Source organism: Pedobacter sp. GQ55, from assembly GCF_059758925.1.
In genome coordinates, this window is record NZ_JCAXEI010000003.1 from 744,654 (window position 1) to 763,311 (window position 18,658).

The following is an 18,658-nucleotide window of genomic DNA, read 5'->3' on the forward strand; positions in this document are numbered from 1 at the left end:
ATTAACACTACCTTACTTATTCAAAAAAGTTGTAGCCAAAACAGCCACAGCAGAGATCGCTGCAACAATTAGTGGCATTAATCGGTTATTACTACTTACTTCAACTGATTTTGCTTTATCAGGCTCCACATAGATGACATCATTTTGCTTTAAATAGAAGTAAGGAGAATTAAGCACATCTTTACTATTCAAATTTACCCGCTCCATCCTCCTCTGTCCATCCATTTCTCTAATCAGTAAAACATTTTCTCTTTTGCCGTAAGGCGTCATATCGCCCGCCAAGCCAAGCGCTTCAAGCAGATTTATTTTCTCACTGGTTACTGTAAAAGTTGATGGGTGGTTAACCTCTCCAATAACGGTAACCCTAAAATTCATAAACTTGATATTTACGATGGCATTCTTCACATACTTATTAAGTTCCGATTCCATTAATGCCTGAGCCTGGCCTACGGTTAAACCTTGTAATTTAATTTGACCAAGAACAGGGAACTTCACATATCCTTGTTTATTCACCCTGTAACCTTCTCTTTCATACATTCCACCTACTGTTGGATTGCTTGGAGCAGAAGCAAATAAAATATTAGATTCGGGGCTGGTACTATTAACTGTAATACCTAACACGTCATTTTGAAGTATGGTAGGCTCTCCAGCATCTAAAACTTGTGAACTGCTTTCGTTCGCTCCTTTAAGATCACTGAAATAAACTAAATTCCTTTGTCTGGAACAGCTACTTAACATAATTAATATTAAGTAACATAAGAGGTATTTTAGATTCATAAAATATAATTTAAATTAAACACAATAAATGTTTGATTAAATACTATGATATGAATTTACACACTTATTATAATCCATGAACCATACTTTAACTAGTTGTAAACCATTTTGTAAAAAGTTCACAGTTTATTGCACATACTTGTGAAATATTTTTCACAATAAGTAGTTATAAGTTTCTCACAACCTGCGTGATCACTCAGTCTTGGTTTTTAGAAAAGTAAAACATCTGCTGACTTTAATTGTTAATAATATCGAATCAAGAGCTAATCCATGAAAACGATCATCATTGCCACTGATTTCTCTGCATCTGCATTAAATGCAGCACGGTACGCAGCATCGTTAAGTAAACAACTCCATGCAAAACAAATCTTGTTATATCACTCCTATGAATTACCAATTGCTACCGAGATTCCCTTTCCTGAGAATAGAGATGCACACATTTTACATGAGAAAAGCATAATATCACTTAATAATTTAAAAACAGCGATTTCAGATTTATGCGCAGAAGGTACCTCTATCGAAATCTTTGCTGACGACAATCCCATAATAATGGGCATAGAACAGCTCTCCAAACAATATCCCGATCCTTTTGTTGTAATCGGCATTACAGGAAAAAGCAGAGGGCTTACAGCCTTAATAGGTAGCAACACAATAAGTATAGTTAAAGGCGTATCACTACCCATTCTTGTTATTCCTAACCAGTCCAGTTACACAACTATAAAAAACATCGTGTTAAGCTGTGATTTGAAAGAAGTAAGTGAAACAAGTCCGGTAAATACCATAAAGTCATTTATGCATGCTTTAAATACCAAACTCCTTTTGTTAAATGTTGATCACAATGAATCAGCTCATTTTAATCCTGATAGCATTACAGAACAATATAACCTCCACAAGTTATGGGATAATGAAACTCCGGAATACCACTATACAGATAATCCAGACGTTGCGTTAGGAATTATGGAGTTTGCAAAACAGCATGCTTCAGGTATAGTTATAATAGTTGCAAAATCTTATGGTTTCTTTGAGGGACTGTTTCATAAAAGCATGACAAGAAAACTGGCTTTGAATACGCAATTACCCTTGTTAATCTTAAAGGAAGCGAACAAGTTAATTAGTACTTAAATTTCAATTCCGTTGATGTCAGTGGTCAATACCTCACTCATATAGTCAAAAAATAGGCGCATATTTTTAAAAGTAAACGTTGCTTCCTCTAAAAAGCGCTCATTTAAAACCTCCTCATCAGAAAATCTTCTGATAAGCAAAAACTGTTTGTATCGTAACAAATCAATATTTTCATGATCTGCATTGAAACCCTTAGGCGCAGTTTTCAACTGCTCTCCTTTCAATGTTTCGAAAGTTGAAATAAATGGCCCACTCTGTATAATCTCTCTCAACGGCGTGGCATCAAAAGCAAGGTGTTCCCTTATTTGTTTTAAATCCTGTGCCGATGGCCCCCAGAATCCGCCTGCAATAAAACTATTTCCTTTCTCTATATGAAAGTAGTACCCTCCCCTGCGATACTTGGTAGCTCGCCTAAAACTACCACTCCAGTGGGTTTTGTATGGCGTTTTATCTTTAGAAAACCGGGTATCCCTATAAATACGATACACACTTTTTCGTCCAGAAGGAGTTTCTATTACATCATCTACATTTAGGTTCTGCAACAATCCATCAGCAAAAGACTCTATAAGCCCTTGCTCTTTTTGGAATTCTTCTTTATGCTCGTTAAACCATTCTCTATTGTTGTTTTCTTTTAATTGGTTTAAAAAATTTAAGCTAGAAGGATGTATTTGTGGTTTTGAATGAAGCTTTGCCATATGCAAAACTAAATAAAACGATCGCCAAAACGAATACCAGCTGAGCGCTTTTGTGCAAAGACTAGGTGCTTAAACTTAGTATAACGGCAAGGCAACTTAGAATCAGGATAATAAAAACAGCTTTAAATAAGATATAGGTGCTCATGAGACGTAATTTAAATTCATATTATTTTATTACCCGAAATTAAATCTTATGCTAAATATGTGCATAGTAAAAATCGACCGAATTTAAATATTTCTATTTTTTCTTTTTCTCCATAATTGCTTTAAAGCCTGTTTCAAGTACTTCCTTCAGCAATCCCTTACTATAACTGTTAATGTATAGGCATATATAAGGATAGTCTTTGTAGTGTGGTGTAATGAAACAGCTTTCGGGATATTCCTCCAGGAACCTTTCCCTGCTTTCAAAATCAGTCCTTACAGCAAGCCATTCGCCATTTTCATGCAGCCTGCAAAGCAAGTTCTTCTTAATCTTAATAGAAGGGGTATCATAATGGGATAAGCTATCAGAAGCATCGGGAAATTGCAATGCAATTTGTCTTACAGGTTCAAAATCAACTGGATTGAAATTAATGGCCTTCATATGTATAAAGATAGGAGATCAAGGACAAACAACCATAGATTGTATAAAAATTGTAACATTTCTATGTTTAAACCATCACAGCGTGTCAATACCTTAATTTTATCATTAGTAATGACAGAAAAGATATATTTCATCAGTGGTTTGGGAGCCGACAGGCGCGCATTTAAAAAGCTTGTTTTCCCACCCCGTTTCGAACTGGTTTATCTGGATTGGATTCCTGCATTAAAAAATGAATCGCTGGAAGCATACGCGCTCAGATTAGCAGCTAAAATAGATAGTTCTTCTCCATTTTACTTAGTTGGCCTATCCTTTGGCGGTATGCTAGCTACTGAAATTTCCAAAAAGCTTAAGCCATCACATACGTTTATCATTTCCAGTACGCCTGTTTTTAAAGAACTACCCTGGTATTATCGGATGGCAGGTAGTGTACGCTTACAAAAAGCAATCCCTATCAGCTTTTTAAAACGAGGAAACAACATTGGTTTGAAGCTCCTTGGCGCTAAAACACAGGAAGAGATTAAACTATTGAAACAACTTGTGATAGATAGTGATCCATTTTTCATGAAATGGGCGCTAACTTGCATCTTAGACTGGCGGAATAAAGAAAGGCCTATTAATTTAACCCATATCCACGGCACAGCTGATAATATTCTGCCAATCAGGTATAACAAACCTGATATACAAATTGAAGGTGGCGGACATTTTATGGTTTACGTCAATGCAGATGCCATCTCTAAATTAATACTAAAACAAATTGCAGAATTATAAATAATTAATATGTTAAAAGAATCACTAAAAACACTCCTTACGAGAGATCTGAATAAGGTAAAGCTTGAAATTGAGCAATATCAGCATGATAAAAACATTTGGCGAACTGAAAATGCAATAAGCAATTCTGCAGGAAACTTATGCTTGCACTTAGTGGGAAATCTGAATACCTTCATTGGAGCAGAACTTGGTAAAACCGGATATATCAGAAATAGAGAACTTGAGTTTTCACTAAAGGATGTTCCAAGAAGTGAATTGATTAAACAGATTGAAGATACCATTAAAGTAGTTGCAGACTCCATCGACCAGTTAACCCAGCAGGATCTGGAAAATGACTATCCGGAAGTAAAAGTTTTAGAGGATGATAGGTCAGTAAAATATATGCTGATTTACCTAAGCTCACATTTAGCTTATCACCTTGGCCAAATCAACTACCACAGACGCCTGTTAGATGTCTAATTCAATTTAAGCTTCCTAATACTGAACAAATTGAATAAACATACCGATTTGAATAATAGTTAAATTAGTTCTAATGCTTTTTAAAGCATCAGGCATACCCTGAAAGGCCTTTAACGAGTAAGGAAATTTATCTTATTGTAAACAAGTATGAAAAAGTTAGAACTAAACAATTTAGGTGTTCAAGAAATGAACTCGATTGAAATGACAAAAACTGATGGTGGTGGCATAGTATGGAGCTCTTTAGGTGCTTTATTAGGTAATGTTACTACTACTGTAAACGCTGTTCTTGGTGATACAACTCAATTCTTATCTAAGCAATTAGCAACAGTTTTCAGTTTTATCCGTACTCTATAGGGGGAGTTAGATAGTAAAGGGCCGGATGATTGAATGTACTCCATTGAATTGTCCGGTCTTTTTTTTGCCCATAGTAATCTAAATATTATCGCTGAACTCCAGAACTAATTAATTGATTTTAATTATATTAGTAATGCAATACTTATGAGGACTTTATCATTTCTGATCCTTCTGTTAGTCATTACCGGCTGCGACTTTAAAAACAAGTCTACTGATACATCTTTACATACTTTAACCCCTATTGAGGGCAGTAAAAACCTACACCTAACCACTAAAGAATTTACAGGTGTAATCTTTGCCCCAGATACTTCGGCTAGTGCCGATGAGGGCAGTGTTCAATTTATGCCAACTGCTGAGGATATTGAAAACGCAGAGCGCATTTTTAAAATGTGTTTAAAAACAAATAAAGTCGATAAAGATGGTATCATTGTAGATTCTACCAGAATCCAGGCCCCTTCTGAATATTTCAGACAATATCTTGGATACAAAAATAAAAAGGGCGAAAAGGTTATTCTTTTAAACTGCTTTATCAAAAGTGCTGTCAGTAAAGATGAAACCTGGAAGAAAGAAATCATCGCATTTAAGGATGGTGGAGACAATTATTTCAGTGTACATATTAACCTTGCCACAGATGATTGCTTCAGCTTCTTTGTTAACGGAGGTGCCTAATTATACTTTCGTCACATTTGCGAGGTCCTGACCCACTTTTGATCAATATATTCAATTAAAAAGAAGCTTAGCACAATAAAACCTAGTATGTACCTGCCAAGTTTAATCACGGAAAGTATGCTTACAGTGAGCTGTGGATTAAAGAAGGACAATAAAGTAAGCGAAAATGCCACGATACCCAAAATAGCCATAAAAACAAGCACATAAGTTTTAATACCAAATGGCTTAACCTTTTGGGTAAAAACTTTCCTGGTAATCATTGCTGCAAATCCATAAGGCAAACTGCTCACAGGTTCACTTTTTAGTGCAGTGGCCAATAATTCCTCCAGCTTCTGATCCCTTTTGTCATCCCTGTTCTCATTCGCTTCCATATCATTCATTTATTAAATAAATTTCCAATTTTTCTTTCAATAATTTCTTTGCTCTGAACAAATAATTTTTGATAGTTCCTTCAGGCATTCCTGTAATCTCCTGTATTTCGAGATAACTAAACTCTTCCAGATGAAACAAGGTAAGTACTGAGCGGTATTGCAACGGTAATTGTTGCAACAAATGCTGCACATAAGCGGCAACATCCTTTTTAATCATAAGCCGCTCTGGTGTATCCTCGCTAAAGTGATAGTTATCTATTTCAACATCACCTGCTTCACTCTTGTTTTGCAGTTCCTGTTTGTATTTCCTTAGGTGGTTAATAGAAGTCAGGTAGGCAATTCTGGCAATCCAGGTGCTCAGTTTAGATTGAAAACCAAATTTGTTCAATCCCTGATATACCTTTATAAAAACCTCCTGGCAAATATCAGTCGCATCCTCATCGTTTTTAATTAATCTGCTTGTTACATGAAATACAAGTTTCTCATACTGCTTAACCAGAGCTTCAAATGCTCTTGCATCGCCTCGCAATATTTTGGCAACTAGTTCTTTTTCATTTAACATCGTATAGTAGACACCCGGATGCTGTGTAATGTTGCAGTTTTCACAAAAAAAAAATAATTTTAAAAAGATGTATTTTTCTGCAACCTTTTTATTGGCAGGCGTGTCTACTTGGGCAACAAATCACATTTAAAAACAGACATCATGGACCATATAGAAAGCATAACAATCTCAATATCACTATTCATTATTACAGCAATCATTGTAATTGCCATTCTCAACTTCATTTTAAAGAACCGTCTAATCAATTCAGGACTAACAAATCCCGAAATACTAAACTCACTTGGCCAATCATTTAATCACAAAATCGCAGTACTTAAATGGGGTCTTATTCTTTTCTTTGGCGGAATAGGCTTAGTTGTTATCAATTACATTCCCGATGCCCAGGTAGATTCGCCCCTCCCTTATGGAATTGAAATGATCTTTATTGCCGCCGGTTTCCTTTCTTATTACTTCCTGGTAAGGAAATCTGAAAAAGACAAAAGCTAAAACAACCTAATCCTACTTCTTTAAATTACTGATCAAAAAAAAGTCTTCAAGGCTAATGGGAAAGCTATGCGCTGTCCAGATCCTAAAGCACTCCAAAAACCAAGACTCATGAAAAACCTTCAACTACGTTTATTACTTATCATAGGCTTTTTCGCCATCATAACAAGCTATAATCAATCCGCTGCACAAACCTTAACACCCAATTTCTCTGTAAGCGGAAAACTTATGGATTCCGTTAGCAAAAAACCAGCTGGCTGGGCTACAATCAACATCATTAGTACAACAAATGCAATTGTTAAAACAGGGATAAGTGACAGCACTGGTATATTTACACTAAGTCAAATCCCGTCTGGAACATACAAACTTGAAATAGTAAGTGTTGGTTATAGACCTAAAACACTTGCAATATCACTTCAGGATACTACCAAACGGCTAGTTAATCAGGGTTTGTTCCTACTATCACCAGACGTCAAACAATTAAAAGGGGTAAATATTACCGGTAGCAAACCAATAGTCACTCAAGAGATAGACAGGCTTGTATACGACCTACAGGCCGATCCAGATAGCAAAGGGAACAGTGTACTGGAAATGATGCGTAAAATTCCTTTTGTATCGCTAGATGCAGAGCAGAACATCAGACTTAAAAATAGCACTAGCTTCAAAATCTTTATCAATGGCAGGCCCTCCGGTATGATCGAAAATAACCCTAAGGAAGTGTTGCGTAGCATGCCTGCATCAACTATTGAGAAGATCGAGGTAATCACCAATCCACCAGCAAAATATGATGCAGAAGGATTTGCTGGGATCATCAATATTGTAACTAACAAAAAACCTGCCGACGGATATAACGGTTCACTAAACTTCAATGAAAGTTTTCCAGCTGGTGGCCCGGGCGTTGGTGGGTCTTTCAATTTTAAATCGGGTAAACTTATCGCTTCGGTATTCACAGGTGGCTCTCTTTCGAAAACTCCGGCCACAATAAATAATTTGGTTAGAAATGATTCCGGTGATGATCCGCAAACCTTAATTCAGGATGGCAATAGTAAATCCAGGGGCAGAACCGGATATCTGGGTACCGATGTGAGCTATGAAATCACCCCTTTACAGCTCCTATCTGCTCAGATCAATCTTAATGGCAACAAAAATTCCCAACTGAATAATCAGGTCTCATCGCTCACTCAAAATGAGAACTTACTACAAGGCTATTACGTTCAAAATACTTATGATGGCCACAGCGACTATATAGACGCCTCAGTAAACTATCAGATCTCTTCGAAATCAAAGAAGGGAAAGGCACTAACCCTATCCTATCGCTACACAAACTTTAATAGTAATAACCAAAACAACCTCATTCTTAGTCAAATTACCAACTACCCCTATTCCGGATTTCTGCAAAATAATCACGCCGGTTCAAATGAGCATACTGCACAGGCCGACTACTCAGATAAGTTTAAAAACTGGGGACTAGAATCGGGCATTAAGGCTATCCTTAGAAACAACAGCAGTAATTTTGATTATTCTGCAGCTCAGTTTCAGGCTAATGATTTTGAGATCTCTCAGGATGTGTTTTCTGCTTATACTTCAATAGCATACAATTATGGAAAGAACATTGGGATAAAGGCTGGATTGCGTGTGGAGCAAACCATTGTAGATGGTGATATTTCTCAGGATTATTTAAACCTGATTCCCTCTTTATCCATCGCTTATCAGCTAAAGAGCGGCGATAACCTTAGTTTTGGGTTTTCACAGCGGTTAAGACGCCCAGGCATAAACAGACTTAACCCTTTTGTAGACAGAAGTAACCCAAATACAGAATCAACCGGCAACCCTAACCTTATGCCCTCGTCTGTGAACAATATACTTGCCGGATATAACCACAATGGTAAAGTTTCTATTAATCTTGGATTAGCTTATTCATTATTTAACAATCTGGATTTCAGAATTTTCACTTATGATCCCACGTCTGGAATTACGAGAAATACATTTGCTAACATTGGAAAAGGCTCTGTTCTGGCAGCTGATCTCAATCTTGGATATACTGTAACCAAGAATTTGAACTTCAATTTTAATGGTAGCTTTAATTATTTGGATATTAAAACTGAAGGAAATGTGATACCACATTCTAAAGATTTGTTTTACAATTTTACCTTAACAAGCGGATATCGTCCAACACCAAAGTGGAGATTGGGTGCAAGCCTCAATGTAATTGGAAAAAACCCTGCTTCTAAAACGTTTCAATCTATAACTCAAGGGCAAGTAAACACCAGTTTCAGCAGCAGCCATGAACTCATCAAAGGAAAGCTGAGTTTAACAGCAGCATTCAATAATCCCTTTCATAAATTCAGGACGCTTAAAACCACTACCACCGGATTCGATTTTACCGAGTTAAGCAACAACCAATCTTATCTTCGCTCATACAGGATCAGTTTAAACTATAATTTTGGCAGGCTAAAAGATGAGGTCAGAAAAACCAGAAGAGGAATTAAAAATGACGATGTTTCTAACTAAAAAATCATCCTTTCTGTGCACCTTTGCGATTGCAAAAACGCGCGATGAGCTTATCAAATACAACAACTTCCCCTAATCATACCGTTCCCTTTGGCTGGATAGTCGGAATAACAAGTTTGGCTTTTGTAGTTGCACAGCTAGATGTTTCTATTGTAAATATTGCATTGCCTCCTATTGCCAAAACCTATCAGGCCAGTATCACCACCTTACAATGGGTAATAGACGCGTACACCCTTGCCTTTGCAGTGCTTATGTTGTCTGCAGGGAACTTAAGTGATCTTTTAGGCGCAAAACGCATATTTCAGCTTGGCATCTGTATTTTTGGCGTTGCCTCTATAGGTTGTGGGTTTGCCGGAAGCGCTGCTGTTCTGATCACATTCAGAGTACTTCAAGGAGTTGGTGCAGCCACCATGATACCCAGTTCTCTTGCCATACTTAACCAGGCGTTTGCACATGATCCAGCTAAGCGTGTACGTGCGGTAGGTTTGTGGACCGCAGCAGGAAGTGCCGCCATAGCTGCCGGCCCTATTGTTGGGGGCTTACTTATTCAGATCAGCAACTGGCGCTACATCTTTTTTGCGAATGTACCCCTTTGCCTGGCGGGTTTCCTATTTAGTTTTCGTCTAGCACAAAATAAGGTCTCAGTTAACAAAGGATTTGATATTGCCGGACAAATTACATGGATGCTCTCCATCACTGCCCTTATTGCCGTGATTATAGAATGGCCCAACTTTGGATTTAAAGATCCGGTAATATTTGGGGGGCTGCTTTTTAGTGCGGCAATGTTAATCGCATTTTTAATTATCGAAAAAAAGGTTCAGCACCCGATGCTACCGCTTCATCTTTTCGACTCTCCCACTTTTAATGTACTTCTTTTACTGGGGGCTGTTTTAAATGGTGCTTATTATGGAACCGTTTTTACGTTAAGCCTGTATCTGCAAAATGTGCTCCATTATTCATCGCTCAACGCTGGTCTTGCTTTTCTTCCATTAACGGTAGGGTTCGTTATCTCCAATCTTATTAGCGGTCGTGTAATCAATAAGTTTGGTATACGGAAGCCAATTATAATAGGTCTTGTTATGTTTGCTGTTGGGTTTGCAGGGCTATTTATAGCTAAAGATAATACACCATACTGGCAGCTATTCCTACCATTTCTAATTATACCTATGGGTATGGGACTTGCCGTTCCGGCCATGACTAACGGTATTTTGTCCAGCGTAGATAAATCATTGTCAGGGACTGCGTCTGCAGCGTTAAATACCGTAAGGCAAGCTGCCGGAGCTATTGGGGTTGCAATTTTTGGGGCTATTGGTGTAGGCGGCAGTGCTGCAATACTACATTCCATTTCTGTGAGTGCCACAATTACAATAGTGTGTACACTGGCAATAATTGGCTTAAACTTAAAATATTTGAAGAATAGCAAGTATTAAAACTACCTTATGTTGCCAAAACCAAGCAGTACAGTTAGTGCAGCAATAAGGTTTCCATCTTTGGTAAGTGTTCCATCAAAATTTCTACCGAATGAGAAGATCAATTTTTGGTTGCGCGCAATGGCATAATCAGCATTCAACACCAATTTCCATGAGGGGTCAATAGTGCTGGAAGATAAGATACTCCTATAGATTGCTTCTGCACTACAACTAAATTTTGATTTAGTATATATGTACCTGAATCCTGCGTCAAATGTCGAGATATTCCCAAAAGCATTAGTTGCATTATCCTGTGCATAAATTTGATCTGGATTATATAACAGACGGGCTAAGCCTAAAAAGGAGCCACTCTTTTCAGAAGAATAGCCCACTGTAGTCCATATTCCACCGTTAAATATTTTCGAGCTGTTAAAACGCTTATTTCTAAACTCTCCGCTTATTCCACCTGCCAAATCCCAGGAAAAACCTACCCTGGCTCCATCAAATTTATCTACTTCTCTGGCTAAAGAATCTACCAGTATCTTTTTGAAATCATCAATTTCCATGGTTTCGTTTTTCCAGATCCGAAATAATTCCTGGGTTTCTATTTTATTTCGATACAATGTACTGGTTGTGTCCTCCTCAGCCTTTATTAAAGCATTTGCAAAATCAACCTCGGATGGATTTTCATCTCTGATTCTATTTACAATTGCTACGCGCTGCCCCTCTATTGCTTTATATTTAGGATCATTTTTTTTCTTCGTTTCAATGTAATTAGAAACAGTTCTGTTTATTCTAATTTGTTTTTGGGTTATGCTATATAAAATCTTCTGGTTTTCCTTCGAATAATGAGGTCTGAACAAAGCGAATTTTATACCCAGTCCACCATAGGTATTACTCGCTTTAAATTCGTTAAATGAGGAATCCGGATTCTTAATTGCAATGGAAATCACTAATGATTGCTTAAAGTAGTCCTCAAACTTTGTAGAATTAAGCCCTGCATTCCCGGTGGTTGTGAAATCTGTCTTCGTTCTAAAAAGCCAAAATGGTGCAATATCAATTGCATAATTGGAGGGTAGTTTTGTGTACGAAGCACTTGATGATTGTACCGACAACATAAAAGAGGAAAGATCAGTAGGCTTTTCAATATCTGAAGTTGAAAAACTAAGCAATTGAGAAGCTGGAGAGCTCGGTGATTTTAGCAGATCAAGTTTTACCCCCGAACTATCCTGTGCAAAAGCTTTAACGGTTATCAAAAGGGCCAGCACTACTAATCCACGTATAAGAACTTTCATCGCCTTAAAATTTAAAGAAGTTTATTTCACAAAAATATATTGCAGATTTGTTTTCGCTCACTTCCTTTCCTAACGCGTACTCCCTAAATACAGCCCCTCCTTTCAGTCGAATAATCAACTCAGTATGATTGTGATCTTTAGCGGTATCAGAAATTGTTGTGGTTATGGTTAGCTTCTTCCCTCCCAAATCTCTATTTGCTCCTATTTCAAAATCAAATAAGTCTCCACTGGCTTCTACATTAAGGCTGCCATCATCAAGCCTTACCAGACTGTTTCCTGTTTGGCCAGAGGCCCCAATTAAAAGGGTCAGTGTTACAATTTTTGTTGTTTTATTTACTACATACGTAGTAGATAAATTTGTGTTATCGCTCATACCCGTTATTTAAAGTAGAATACACTTATGTTGGAACCTGATTATCTGGATATACATACACAAATCCAAGCGTTTTTAAGGTATCTCTGTTATTAAGTTTCTGGTTCCTCACATTAAAACCCGAGTTGTTTCCATTAGTCATGTCATTTGCAGAAGTATTCCCTTCAACTGTCCTCATTTGCCCCCCTCCAAGCAGCTCATAGCACTCCATAGCATGTCCTCTTGTTGGATTGTTTATATATTGGGCTAAGGCTAAAGTGCCAATAGTTGGTACTGATGTGGTTAAGCCGGCCACCTTTTCAGATCCCTTCCAGCAATCCACACAATTAGCGGTAGCAGGAACCGGTGATTCTTTTTGATAGAAATCTTCAATTATCGCCACCTTCATCTGTGCAAAATCCAAACACCATGCGTCTCCATTTCCACCAGGCGTAAAACCACCTGTAGTACCTTGTACTTCGCCAACGTCAGTTCCGTAGTTGTTTCTCCCGTTTTCCTTAACACCCAATTCTGCCAATGCTTCTTGTACCGCAATGCAAACCGAGCTTAACTTTTTATTCGTCCAGAAGTCTGGAACATTCCCGTTTGCAAACAAATAGGCCTCTAATCGTTGCCGCATATTAGGATGAAGATGTCTGTCTTTCTTATTCTTAATATCACTGGTAATCAATGGACTACCCGTTATTACCGAAATATTTGAAACAACTAATTTTAACAAGCCTAGAGTTTTAGGGCCAATAACACCTGAGCCCTGTAATTTATTTTTTAACTGTAAAGATATCACAGCCTGTTGGGTGTTCATTCCGTAAATTCCATCCGCACCTTTCGGATCGAACCCAAGTTCTATTAATCTTTCCTGCAATATCCTTACGTCTTTTGAAAAACTGCCATAGGCAGGAATTTTAGAAATTGTTAAAGTTTTCATAGAAATCTAATTAGTGAAAGCTATCACTAATATAGACATGAGTAGAAACTTGATAAATAGTCATTTCTAATCATTTTTAGTGTCAACGTATGCTATACTACACCCGTATCGTATGCAGGTGATGCGTTTTTGGAGGGTATTTTAAAATAACTACAATATGTTTGTTGAAACGACTTTTAATAGCACTATTCGCTACTCCTATGAGTTTATTTAACTTGTCTGTAAGTTCTCTGAAATATTCTTTATCATCCGGGGTTTCAGAATCATCTACAATAGGCTCAAAGTAAATCACCTCTCTTTTCCGGTATATTTTCATAAAATCCTCAGCGGGATTGTGATCTATCAGAAACCTCACAATACGATCAACCAGTCTATCATAATGATAATTTATGATACGGTTTTTAGTCATTAAGGAAGGTACACTAAAATTAGCATGTGTATTTACCTTAATCTTATTTTCAGGAACAACTACGTTATTAAAATCCAAGGTATACAAACCTTGTTTATCGTCTATTTCCTTTATAAAAGTATAGACTTCGTCATGTTCAGGTGTAATATAAATGACGCTGGTTGATAGTTCGAAACTCATAACACTTGACCCTTAGTTCAGTATAAAAATACTCTAAAAATTTAAATAATTTACTACCCCTGTTGCTTTTTCATATTGAGGCTCGTTCTATGGGTAATAACGTTAATGGCCATTAACATTACACTATTTTATTTCACAAAAACTTAAAAATGAAAACAACAAAAAACTACCTATCGCCAGTTGCCAAAACTTTAGTGTTTGCCTTAACGTTAACAAGTATCTTTAGTTCATGTAAAAAGGATAAAGATCCTAATCCACAAACACCTAAGCCAGCAAATTTATCAATAATCCATGCCGCACCGGGAACACCAGAACTTTCTTTCTTTGTAGATAAAGTAAAAAAGAACACAAAAGCATTAACGTACAACACGCTAATCGAATACCAATCAATCAGTTCAGGCAAACGGGAATTAAGCGTTACTAAAAAAGATGTAACCGATATTCTTGTAAAAGCCGATGTAACCTTGGCTGCCGATAAATCTTACTCGGTATTTGTTGCAGATAAAACGGGCAATGCACTTGTATTTGTTGCTGATGATCTTACTGCTCCAGCTACTGATAAAGCAAAAATCCGTTTCATTAACTTAAGTCCTGATGCAGGATCCCTTGATTTAGCTGTTACCGGAAAAACAGAAGTACTTCTGGCTAAAAAAGCATTCAAAGAATCAACCGATTTCACTAATACCACAGAAGTTGGTGCCGAGATCAACTTTGAGATCAGAGAAAATGGCAAAGCAACCGTACTTGCTACACTTCCAAAAGTTAAAATTGAAAAAGGAAAAGTATATACTGTTTATGCAAAAGGCCTTAAAGCCGCAACGGATGACACCAAACTTGGTTTAACGGTTCTTACCAACAAATAACCTCCTATTATTTCTGGGGCTGCACTTTCTTATTTATAAAAGGATTTGTGTAGCCCCATTTATGAATAGCAGTTGGCGTAGAATATATAAATCCTGGAAGAGTGCTAAGAAAACTCCCGAAGCTTAAGGAAATTATTGCAGGCGTTGCTGATCAAAAAAACACGTCAAAGGAAGTCATGTATAAAACCTACTACGGGTATTTAATGGCAGTGACCATGCGCTACATCAACAACCGAAGCGATTCGGAAGAACTTGTAAATGATACATTTATCAAGATATTTAATCATATCACACAATTCCAATTATTAGAATCTGCAATAGACCCCGAGAAAACATTTCGAGGTTGGATGGCAAAGATAGCCTCACGCAACTGCATAGATTATCTCCGAAAAAGGAGAACCATCAACGAGGAATTTGACGATATAGGCGAAGAAAAGCACCCACAGATCTATAGTCGCGCATTAGATCAGCTTTATGTTGAGGACATCTTAAAATTACTGAATACACTTCCTGAGTCGCAAAGAATAATCTTTAATATGTTCGAAATCGAGGGGTTCTCTCATGATGAGATTTCAAAATCTTTAGGTATACCCGAAAATATCTGTAGAGTATACTTAGGAAGGGCTAAGCAGAAATTAAGAAAACTTTATAATGAATCTTTAATTATCGAAGATGGAACATACGGATAGAGGGCTTGAAGTGATTAAATCACTTTTACAAAACAACGAAGAAGCCTACAAAGAAGGCTCATGGGAATCATTTTCAAAACAACAGCCGGTAAAAACTAAAACAACCGGGTGGTATTGGTTTTCAGGAATTGCTGCATCACTCTTGCTAATTTGCCTTGCTTCTTTATTCAGCTACAATCCCGATCCTAAATCGTTACCATTAGCAAAGTTCAAAACTAAACCGGTGCAAAAAGAAATTATACAAGAAGCCCAGGTTAAAAAGCACAATACTACTAATCATCACCCCGTTCAAATTAACAAAAAGCAAGCTGAAATTAGGCTTGTAAACAGCACGCCTCCGGAACAAGATAAACCTGCACCTGAAAATACCATGGTAGTGCAGGTAAAACCAAAAGAAGAACGGGTAGATGTAAATCCTGCACCTCGTAGAAAAAAAATAAGTCCTTATACAGCATACCAGGAAACCGAAAGTGCTAAAAAAACCAAAAAAGAACCCAATTGGATGGTTGGATTGGGTATGGCTACCGACTTTAGCAATTCAAAGAAATTGGGATTAGCTCTTGAAGCCGTAGTCGGTTATACCTTAAATCCAAAAATTACCATAATGTTGGGCGCAGGCTACAGGGAAACCTCTGCTTTTAAAGATAATGACGGGCAAACCTTAAACGCCACAGATGAAAAACAATTAGAATCGGCCACAGTTCGGCTATCAGGGATTGAAATTCCATTAGGATTAAGATATAACGTCAACCAACGTCTATATGCGAAAGTTGGCGTTTCGGCTTTTGCAACTATAAAGCAAAGGGGTGAGCTACATTATCTCAGTACAGTTTCTCACACACAAAGCGTTGTAGATCCAAACGGAGAAGTATATGATAAAATTTTTACCAGTGAAGAAAGATCCGTAGTAGACATTGAAGACCAACCTGGGGGCAAAGAAAAATACAAAAGCTTTATCAATATCTCTTTCGGGTACAAGTATCCGTTCCTAAAAAACAGAACCATTACACTTGAACCTTTCTTTAAATTACCTATGCAAAGCTCTAAAATAGAAAATGTAAAGTTTTCGTCTGCCGGATTAAGGTTAGGTATCGATTTTTAGAGCCTTAGAACATAATATTCTTCAAAACAATGGTTAAATTGCATATAAGATTTTGTTTATCATGGAGACTATAGAAATCAACCACGACATTCCAGTAATTTATGTAACTGCTGCTTCTTTTCCAGATGGAGTAATGGCCGCTCATCAAAAATTGCATTCACTTTTATCATTTAATGAAAACCGACAATACTTCGGGCTTTCACGTCCCGAGAACGGTGGCGGTATTATTTATAAATCCTCAGCCGAAGAACTGCAACCTGGTGAAGCCAAAGAGCTCGGCTTGGAAACAATATCCATAAAGGCCGGTAGATACAGAGCTATCACTATTACTGATTTCATGAAAGATATACCAGCCATAGGCAAAGCGTTTGAGCAATTAACAGCCCTACCGGAAATTGATATGGAAGGATACTGTGTTGAGCTCTACCCGAATCAAACAGATGTGAAGTGTATGGTAAGGATGCAAGATTAGAGCGTAGTTATATATTCAAATTTTAACATCAGATGGAAATAATACAGATAGACAGTTCACAAAGCGCTCTAGTTTTTGAATTATTCGATCAATATCGAGTATTTTATAAGCAAGAATCTGATATTGAACGTGCAAAAACATTCATTCAAGCCAGATTAGACAATAAGGAGTCTGTAATTTTTGTAGCATTGAGCAATGACAAAACCCCTGTCGGATTTACCCAACTTTACCCCAAGTATTCTTCTGCTCGTACCGTAAAAAACTGGATACTAAATGACCTTTTCGTACTTAAAGAATTCCGAAAACAAGGGATTGGTGAAAGTCTTATTAAAGCGACAATGAATTTCGGAAACGAAAATAATGCTCAATTTGTTGAGCTTTCGACAGCGGTTGACAATTATGTAGCACAAAAACTTTACGAACAAGTAGGCTTCAAGAAACAGGGTCCTGATAACGCGTTTTACACATATAAGATTGATCTCTAAAACCTTCTATAAATCTTATTTGAAACCTATGCTTGGTGTTCAAAAAAAGTAATAGACGGATATTGATAGAGAGAGAAACATTAACAGAGTTCCCAATTTCGAAATACTTTAAAAAGAAATATAAACAATGAAACTACAAAGAATACTTGGACTATTAATTTTGGTAATGGGGATTGTCATGGCTCTTTTTGGAGTTTCAATGTTCGCTTACCGGGGGAACCACCTCAGTCCTTTGGTATCCAAAATAGGAGAACTTTTTTATGTTGTGGTTTCCGGTAGTAATTGCAGGAGCAGTACTCCTGTTTCATAAATTCAAATAAAGGTTTCCATAAACGCTGAACCATACTTTTTTCATTCTAGGTAACCTACAAATTTTTGGATAAAATATTGATCGGGTACAGTTCAGCGCAAGTAAGAATTACCTTTTACCATTTTTTGGTCCAAGCGTAAGGAACATTCGTTTACCTTCAAGCTTAGGAAGTAATTCAACCTTACCCACATCTTCCAGCGCCTGGGCAAATTTAAGAAGAAGTATCTCACCCCTGTCCTTATACACTATAGCTCTGCCTTTAAAATGAACATATGCGCGAACTTTCTCTCCGCTTTCCAGAAATGAAACAGCGTGTTTAAGCTTAAACTGAAAATCGTGGTCGTCGGTATTTGGGCCGAAGCGTATTTCTTTAATAATAGTTTGCTTCGCATTGGATTTGATTTCCTTTTCCTTTTTTTTCTTTTCGAAAAGGAACTTATTGTAATCAATAACCCTACATACGGGAGGTACTGCGTTCGGGGATATCTCCACCAGGTCCAGTCCTTGTTCTTCAGCTATAGCCAGGGCTTGTGCCAGTGGGTATATACCTGATTCGAAATCTTCACCTGTTAATCTGACCTCAGCTGAGGTGATAAAATTGTTAATCTTGTGTTCTGCTTCTTTCTTTTTGAAGGGCAAGCGCATCCCTCTTTTGAATCCTGCTTTTTTTAATGCCAAATTTGAAATAATTTAAGTTAAAAATATAATTATCTGATAAGCATATATTGCTCATACCTTCAAAATACCAATTTTAAAGGGTTTTTGTTTAAAATAAATCATATGATGACTTTG

General features: G+C 37.2%; 23 protein-coding genes. 13 read left to right on the forward strand and 10 right to left on the reverse strand.

Annotated elements, in window-relative coordinates:
- Positions 1-12 precede the first annotated feature (12 nt).
- On the reverse strand, positions 13-738 hold the full coding sequence (locus AC6CH7_RS12180) for a polysaccharide biosynthesis/export family protein (protein WP_498262975.1): 726 nt from the start codon (positions 736-738) through the stop codon (positions 13-15).
- Positions 739-1,047: 309 nt separating this feature from the next.
- Here AC6CH7_RS12180 and AC6CH7_RS12185 point away from each other — a divergent pair, with 309 nt between their 5' ends.
- Positions 1,048-1,899 carry a universal stress protein gene (locus tag AC6CH7_RS12185; protein WP_498262976.1) on the forward strand — a complete coding sequence of 284 codons (852 nt, stop codon included), beginning with the start codon at positions 1,048-1,050 and terminating at the stop codon, positions 1,897-1,899.
- Here the strand turns inward: AC6CH7_RS12185 and AC6CH7_RS12190 are convergent.
- Together AC6CH7_RS12190 and AC6CH7_RS12195 are read right to left on the reverse strand one after the other, a co-directional pair.
- The gene (locus tag AC6CH7_RS12190) at positions 1,896-2,594 is read right to left on the reverse strand and encodes a DUF2461 domain-containing protein (RefSeq protein WP_498262977.1); all 699 of its coding nucleotides are present in this window, start codon (positions 2,592-2,594) and stop codon (positions 1,896-1,898) included. The two genes, AC6CH7_RS12185 and AC6CH7_RS12190, sit on opposite strands and share 4 nt — an antisense overlap.
- A gap of 238 nt (positions 2,595-2,832) precedes the next feature.
- The gene (locus AC6CH7_RS12195) at positions 2,833-3,177 is read right to left on the reverse strand and encodes a hypothetical protein (protein ID WP_498262978.1); all 345 of its coding nucleotides are present in this window, start codon (positions 3,175-3,177) and stop codon (positions 2,833-2,835) included.
- A 111-nt stretch (positions 3,178-3,288) separates the two neighbouring features.
- On the opposite strand from AC6CH7_RS12195, the gene AC6CH7_RS12200 reads away from it, so the two are divergent.
- The 4 genes from AC6CH7_RS12200 (at position 3,289) to AC6CH7_RS12215 (ending at position 5,427) form a co-directional block, all read left to right on the forward strand.
- Positions 3,289-3,945 carry an alpha/beta fold hydrolase gene (locus tag AC6CH7_RS12200; RefSeq protein WP_498262979.1) on the forward strand — a complete coding sequence of 219 codons (657 nt, stop codon included), beginning with the start codon at positions 3,289-3,291 and terminating at the stop codon, positions 3,943-3,945.
- Positions 3,946-3,954: 9 nt separating this feature from the next.
- The gene (locus AC6CH7_RS12205; protein ID WP_498262980.1) at positions 3,955-4,404 is read left to right on the forward strand and encodes a DUF1572 family protein; all 450 of its coding nucleotides are present in this window, start codon (positions 3,955-3,957) and stop codon (positions 4,402-4,404) included.
- 147 nt (positions 4,405-4,551) lie between these two features.
- A complete protein-coding gene (locus AC6CH7_RS12210; RefSeq protein WP_498262981.1) occupies positions 4,552-4,758 on the forward strand; it encodes a hypothetical protein in 207 nt (68 codons plus the stop codon).
- A 144-nt stretch (positions 4,759-4,902) separates the two neighbouring features.
- Entirely contained in the window at positions 4,903-5,427 is a 525-nt protein-coding gene (locus tag AC6CH7_RS12215; RefSeq protein WP_498262982.1) for a hypothetical protein, read from the forward strand.
- An 11-nt stretch (positions 5,428-5,438) separates the two neighbouring features.
- Here AC6CH7_RS12215 and AC6CH7_RS12220 read toward each other — a convergent pair whose 3' ends face one another.
- Both AC6CH7_RS12220 and AC6CH7_RS12225 read right to left on the reverse strand, forming a co-directional pair.
- Positions 5,439-5,798: a hypothetical protein gene (locus tag AC6CH7_RS12220; RefSeq protein ID WP_498262983.1), complete on the reverse strand. Its 360-nt coding sequence runs from the start codon at positions 5,796-5,798 to the stop codon at positions 5,439-5,441.
- Between the two features lies 1 nt (position 5,799).
- Positions 5,800-6,360 carry an RNA polymerase sigma factor gene (locus AC6CH7_RS12225; protein WP_498262984.1) on the reverse strand — a complete coding sequence of 187 codons (561 nt, stop codon included), beginning with the start codon at positions 6,358-6,360 and terminating at the stop codon, positions 5,800-5,802.
- A gap of 141 nt (positions 6,361-6,501) precedes the next feature.
- Between AC6CH7_RS12225 and AC6CH7_RS12230 the strand changes: the two genes are divergently transcribed.
- The 3 genes from AC6CH7_RS12230 (at position 6,502) to AC6CH7_RS12240 (ending at position 10,784) form a co-directional block, all read left to right on the forward strand.
- Positions 6,502-6,846, forward strand: coding sequence for a hypothetical protein (locus AC6CH7_RS12230; RefSeq protein WP_498262985.1), 345 nt, complete (start codon positions 6,502-6,504; stop codon positions 6,844-6,846).
- Between the two features lie 108 nt (positions 6,847-6,954).
- Positions 6,955-9,354 (forward strand): TonB-dependent receptor, encoded by a 2,400-nt coding sequence (locus tag AC6CH7_RS12235; protein ID WP_498262986.1) that lies wholly within the window; start codon positions 6,955-6,957, stop codon positions 9,352-9,354.
- Positions 9,355-9,398: 44 nt separating this feature from the next.
- Positions 9,399-10,784, forward strand: a complete 1,386-nt coding sequence (locus tag AC6CH7_RS12240) for an MFS transporter (protein ID WP_498262987.1) — start codon at positions 9,399-9,401, stop codon at positions 10,782-10,784.
- Between the two features lie 2 nt (positions 10,785-10,786).
- Here AC6CH7_RS12240 and AC6CH7_RS12245 read toward each other — a convergent pair whose 3' ends face one another.
- The 4 genes from AC6CH7_RS12245 to AC6CH7_RS12260 form a co-directional block, all read right to left on the reverse strand.
- Positions 10,787-12,058 (reverse strand): hypothetical protein, encoded by a 1,272-nt coding sequence (locus AC6CH7_RS12245; protein WP_498262988.1) that lies wholly within the window; start codon positions 12,056-12,058, stop codon positions 10,787-10,789.
- A gap of 4 nt (positions 12,059-12,062) precedes the next feature.
- Positions 12,063-12,431 (reverse strand): hypothetical protein, encoded by a 369-nt coding sequence (locus AC6CH7_RS12250; RefSeq protein ID WP_498262989.1) that lies wholly within the window; start codon positions 12,429-12,431, stop codon positions 12,063-12,065.
- Positions 12,432-12,456: 25 nt separating this feature from the next.
- Positions 12,457-13,356: a peptidoglycan-binding domain-containing protein gene (locus tag AC6CH7_RS12255; RefSeq protein WP_498262990.1), complete on the reverse strand. Its 900-nt coding sequence runs from the start codon at positions 13,354-13,356 to the stop codon at positions 12,457-12,459.
- A 97-nt stretch (positions 13,357-13,453) separates the two neighbouring features.
- The gene (locus AC6CH7_RS12260) at positions 13,454-13,945 is read right to left on the reverse strand and encodes a TraB/GumN family protein (protein ID WP_498262991.1); all 492 of its coding nucleotides are present in this window, start codon (positions 13,943-13,945) and stop codon (positions 13,454-13,456) included.
- Positions 13,946-14,094: 149 nt separating this feature from the next.
- Here AC6CH7_RS12260 and AC6CH7_RS12265 point away from each other — a divergent pair, with 149 nt between their 5' ends.
- The 5 genes from AC6CH7_RS12265 (at position 14,095) to AC6CH7_RS12285 (ending at position 17,556) form a co-directional block, all read left to right on the forward strand.
- On the forward strand, positions 14,095-14,808 hold the full coding sequence (locus tag AC6CH7_RS12265; protein ID WP_498262992.1) for a DUF4397 domain-containing protein: 714 nt from the start codon (positions 14,095-14,097) through the stop codon (positions 14,806-14,808).
- A gap of 101 nt (positions 14,809-14,909) precedes the next feature.
- Positions 14,910-15,497: an RNA polymerase sigma factor gene (locus AC6CH7_RS12270; RefSeq protein ID WP_498262993.1), complete on the forward strand. Its 588-nt coding sequence runs from the start codon at positions 14,910-14,912 to the stop codon at positions 15,495-15,497.
- Positions 15,481-16,599 carry an outer membrane beta-barrel protein gene (locus tag AC6CH7_RS12275; RefSeq protein ID WP_498262994.1) on the forward strand — a complete coding sequence of 373 codons (1,119 nt, stop codon included), beginning with the start codon at positions 15,481-15,483 and terminating at the stop codon, positions 16,597-16,599. Before AC6CH7_RS12270 ends, AC6CH7_RS12275 begins: the two co-directional genes overlap by 17 nt.
- Positions 16,600-16,660: 61 nt before the next feature.
- A complete protein-coding gene (locus AC6CH7_RS12280) occupies positions 16,661-17,071 on the forward strand; it encodes a transcriptional regulator (protein ID WP_498262995.1) in 411 nt (136 codons plus the stop codon).
- 32 nt (positions 17,072-17,103) lie between these two features.
- Entirely contained in the window at positions 17,104-17,556 is a 453-nt protein-coding gene (locus tag AC6CH7_RS12285) for a GNAT family N-acetyltransferase (RefSeq protein ID WP_498262996.1), read from the forward strand.
- Positions 17,557-17,974: 418 nt separating this feature from the next.
- Here the strand turns inward: AC6CH7_RS12285 and infC are convergent, their stop codons facing one another.
- Complete coding sequence (gene infC / locus AC6CH7_RS12290; RefSeq protein WP_498262997.1) at positions 17,975-18,544, reverse strand: translation initiation factor IF-3; 570 nt, start codon at positions 18,542-18,544, stop codon at positions 17,975-17,977.
- Positions 18,545-18,658: the final 114 nt, after the last annotated feature.